The sequence below is a fragment of the Oribacterium sp. genome (assembly GCF_057249185.1).
In genome coordinates this window covers 1-4,690 of the sequence record NZ_DBHIGR010000169.1, presented here as the reverse complement: position 1 = coordinate 4,690, position 4,690 = coordinate 1, and the positions used below count along the sequence as shown (strand labels likewise).

The following is a 4,690-nucleotide window of genomic DNA, read 5'->3' as shown; positions in this document are numbered from 1 at the left end:
GCATCATCTTGATTGGTTTCCTGAGAAGCAATCTTTTCTACTACGTCCATTCCTTCATAAACCTGTCCCAATACGGTGTAACGTCCGTCCAGCTCGGGAATTCCGCCCACTTCCTTGTACTTTGCTTTTACATTTTCCGGAAGAGATAAAAGAGGAAGTGCCGCTTCATTACGAATCTTACTGCACTGCACGATATAGAACTGATTTCCGTTAGTATGGGGACCGTTATTTCCTAGGCAAAGCGCTCCGTTAAAGTTGTGCAGCTCCATATTGACTTCATCTTGGAAGAAGCCGTTATAGCTGGACTTTGCTTCATCACCGGAACCATCCAAAGCTCCACCCTGAATCACAAAGTCCTTGATTACTCTTGCAAATGGAGTTCCGTTATAGAAGCCTTGCTTGGAAAGCGTAATCCAGTTTTGTACGGCAATAGGAGCCTGATTGGGGAAGAGTCGCAGTTTAATGACTCCTGCATCGGTGGTCATGATACAAACCTCTTCGCCTCTTCGTGGCTTTTCCAGTTGATAAAGCTTTACATCGGAGACATCTACACCCTTATCTTTCCATAGGATATTAATGATTTTCCATTTTTGACCCTGGGCATCGCCAAGCTGTGCCATCTTCATCATAACCGTGTATTCTGTTACCTTGTTCTTTCCTTCGCTTACTTGAAACTTTAATTCCATGATACCCCGCAAATCATTGTACTCATCGGTTCCGCTTACACGGTGAAGTACCGGCATCTTACTGTAAATATAGCGGATATCTTTCTTTCCTTCAAAAGCCCGGAAATAGCTTCGAATCGCTTCCTTTTCCTCTTCCGCAATATCCGGAACAATAAAGTCTTCAATACCTTTTTGCTCTTTGATAGCCTTGATAAACTCCTCTGCTCTTTCCTGCAGTAGAGTTTCGTCCCAACGGCGGGATAATAGCTGCCAGGTCTGCACCTCTTCATCATAGTTTTTTGCAAAGCCTGTGATTGCGGTGAGGGAGAGCATTGTCAGCAAAGCACAACCGAATGCCAGAGCCGACTTGACAAATGATTTTCTCATAAAGACTCCTTTCTGCCATGAGATATTGTAGGAATTTACAGCTATGTCCCTGTAAAATCCGAGATATATTTAGTTAATAATACCAAATTAATTTCAATTTTAAAAGCTGATTTGGGGAAAATATGATTTTCAAAAGTAGAGGGCATATACTTTCCGAAAGGCACTTGTTTAGAAAGGAATCAGAATTATAGAGTGGAAAAACTCCGGTATCCAAGGTAATATGAATCATTATAATGCTTGTGAAAAGCAAGAAAATTAATGGAGAGTGAAAATGAAGGCAAGGCATTTAGAGATTCTAGAAGAAAAGGGATTTCCGGTTCCAAAGTTTATTCTGGTTTCGGAAAATGAAGAAGTGGATCTTTCTTTTTCTGAGAAGGAATACTTTGCCGTCCGCTCCAATTTTTCCGCAGAAGATGGCGGGGAGTATTCCTTTGCCGGACAGTTTTTGACTCGCTTAAATGTGAAAAGGGAGAAGGTCAAGGAGGCGGTGCAAGAGGTCTTTGCCTCCTACGCCGGAAGTTTGGAATATAAAGAAAAGGCGAATAGAGGGAAGGGGGAAGACTTTCTAAAAAAGCAGGGTAAAGAAGGACAGCAGGAGAACGCAAAACATCAGAAGAACACAAAACATCAGAAGAACACAAAACATCAGAAGAACACAAAACATCAGAAGAACACAGAACAGATAAAATCAGAAGTATTGGTAGAAACGGTACTCATTCAAGAAATGCTGTTTCCGGAAAAGTCCGGTGTTCTGTTTACAAAAAACCCCAAGGGTATTCTTAGTGAAATGGTGGTGGTTCTTGGACAGGGGCTTGGAGATAAGGTGGTGGAGGATCAGGAAAATGTACTAACCTACCACTATTTTCCGGGGGAATGCCTGTACCAAGAGGGGCAGGGTACCGGTCTAGCTTTGGATGAGGAAGAGCTGAAAACTTTGTTTACCCTTGGAGAAAAAATAGAACAGCTTTTTCAAAAGCCCATGGACATAGAATTTGCCATAGAAAAGGGCAAAGTTTACATTTTACAGGCCAGAGAAATCACTACCTTAGACATGCAACTTCCGGTTCGGATTTTGGACAACAGCAATATCTCCGAAAGCTTTCCGGGAATATGTCTTCCTTTAAGTGAAAGCTTTGCAGGAGAAATGTATAGCGGGATTTTCACTTCTTTGGGAAGGCGTTTTTTGGGAAAGAAGGTCTCTTCCTATGAGGAGCTTTTTCAACGCATGGTGGGAGGATTTTCCGGAAGAATGTATTATGAAATCTCCTCCTGGTATGATATCCTGCGTCTCCTTCCCTTTTCCAGAAAGATTATTCCGCTTTGGCAGGGAATGCTGGGGGTGTCTAACGAAGAAATATCCTTTTCCAGGAAGAAGCCAAGCTTCTTTTTAAAGTGCAGAATCGCCCTTTTATTTTGCTATTATTTTTTCGTTTCTCAAAGGAAAATGCAGGAGCTGGACAGGTTTTTCCAAGAGCGCTATGCCTCCTATAGTAAAAGGGTGGATGAGGAGGAAGAGGCTCAGGCACTCTATCAAATTTTTTTGGAAATGAAGGAAGATCTACTGCGGGAGTGGGATATTACTTTGATGAATGATATGGTGTCCTTTATCAGCACGCATTTATATGGGAAGAAAACGGCATTTTCCTTAGAAACCATGAAGCCTGTACGAGCGCTTTCCGCCTTAAAGGCAATAGCCGGAAAGCATGGCTTAGACAGCGAGGAATACCGCAGGGAAAAGAAAAGCTATATTTCTGCCTATGGGGATCGAATAGTGGGAGAGCTGAAGCTGGAAACCAGAACCTACAGAACCAATGAAGAGCTACTGGACCGATGGATTTTGGATTCTTTAGAGACCGAAACTGCGGAGAGGTATGAGCTTTCGGAAGCGAAGCATAGTCTTGGGAAAGCATGTGTAGAGAAAAATTGTGTAGAGACAAATTTCTCGGAGAAAGATTGCGAAGAGACAAGCTGTTCAGAGAAGCCTTCCGAGCAAAAACAGAGAAAGTCCTTCTTTTATAGCCTTGCCGAGTCCTCCTGTAACAATAGGGAGATTTCCCGTCTTCATCGTACAAGATGCTTTGGCCTTATGCGGCGAATTGTAGATAAAATCGGAGAGAAAACCATAGGCTTTGATGTGTATTATTTGAGCCTTGATGAGCTGAAGGAATTGTTATTTTCCGGCAAAGATTTCTCCTTGAAAATTACGAGAGAAAAGGAACTCAGAAAGGCCTATGAAAGACTTCCGGTTTTGTCTCGGGTAAAGCTCCTTGGAAAGGTGGACAGAGATCCTTTGGCAGGAGAGATTCGTGTTTTAAGCTATGAATCTTTCAAGGGAAAAAGGAATATAGAAGGTCAAATCGGAAGGCCCGGAAATGATGAAGGGAATAGGAAAGCCGGAAAAATCAGGCAAATGGAAAAAACCGGAAAGAAAGATAAAGAAGCAGGGAATTCTACGCCTAGAGTTTTCTTTGGGCGAGGCGTTTCCAAGGGCATCTTCCGAGGAGAGGTTTTAAAGATTAAAAGCTTACAGGAGATAAAAGTAGCGGAGGCTAAAGGGAAAATCCTCTTAAGCTATTCTACAGATCCGGGCTGGTTTCCTTATCTCAATATGGCAGGAGGACTCATTACGGAAAGAGGATCCCTTCTATCCCACAGTGCCATTCTCGCAAGAGAATTGGAAAAGCCTGCGGTGGTCAATATTCCGAATATTATGGAGGAGCTGCAAAGTGGAGATATTGTGGAGATAGACGGGGATTTAGGCATTTGCAGTGTTATAAAGCAAAAGGAAAAATAGGATTGCCGGACAAGTGAGAGAGGAAAACCCGGACTTTATTCGCTCACTTGTTTTAAAGATAGAAAGGGAAAATGAAGAACTATCAAATCAAAGCGGTAAAGGAGCAAGGGGAGAAAGCGCAATTTTTAAATTTTCCTGCTATGCTTTATAAAAAGTCCTGTCTTATGCAGGACAGGAAAATGGAGGAGGCGGTACTTGCGGGAAAGCACATTTTAGTGCAGGGAAAGCTTCGTTTTCTGCCCTTTCTTTGCGTATGCGTTTCTGAGGGAAAAGAGAGCGTAGCAGGGCGGGTTGCTTTAACGCTGTATGAAGATGAGGATTACGGTTTTGTGGGCTTCTATGAAAGTATAGAGGAAGAGGAAGTGGCCCTTTTGCTTTTAGAAGCTTGTGAAGAGGAAGCGAAAAAAGCGGGGAAGAAGGGCATGAAAGGCCCCATTGACCTTTCTTTTTTCGGAAGGTATCGCTTTGCTTTGGAGGAGAAAGCGCCCTATACCGGAGAACCTGCGAACAAAGCTTATTATCCTTACCTTTTTGAAAAAGCGGGCTTTCAGATTTGTAATCGCTATGTTTCCAACTTTTATGATGTTTTGGAGCCTTCCTATGAGAATGCAAAGGGCAAGAAACGATTGGAACATTTTCAGGAAAAGGGCTACCGATTTTTGCATCCGACAAAAGAGAACTTTGACCGATATCTTTCTGAAATTTATCCCCTTTTAATGGAGCGGTATAAGGATTTTCAAGGCTTTCGGAACATTTCTCGAGATAACTTTGTAAGCCTTTACAGTTCTTTAAAGTATATTGTAGATGAAGAAATGGTCTTTTTGGCTTATGATAAGGAGGAGCT

Annotated in this window: 3 protein-coding genes; 2 read left to right on the top strand and 1 reads right to left on the bottom strand. The window is 42.4% G+C overall.

What is annotated here, in order from left to right; genetic code table 11:
* The coding region (locus ACO4PX_RS08710; protein WP_485572304.1) for a peptidylprolyl isomerase at positions 1–1,052 on the bottom strand (1,052 nt) is incomplete at its 3' end.
* Between the two features lie 271 nt (positions 1,053–1,323).
* Here ACO4PX_RS08710 and ACO4PX_RS08705 point away from each other — a divergent pair.
* Together ACO4PX_RS08705 and ACO4PX_RS08700 are read left to right on the top strand one after the other, a co-directional pair.
* A complete protein-coding gene (locus tag ACO4PX_RS08705) occupies positions 1,324–3,846 on the top strand; it encodes a PEP/pyruvate-binding domain-containing protein (protein ID WP_485572303.1) in 2,523 nt (840 codons plus the stop codon).
* A gap of 71 nt (positions 3,847–3,917) precedes the next feature.
* Positions 3,918–4,690: hypothetical protein (locus ACO4PX_RS08700; RefSeq protein ID WP_485572302.1), on the top strand; the 773-nt coding region annotated here is incomplete at its 3' end.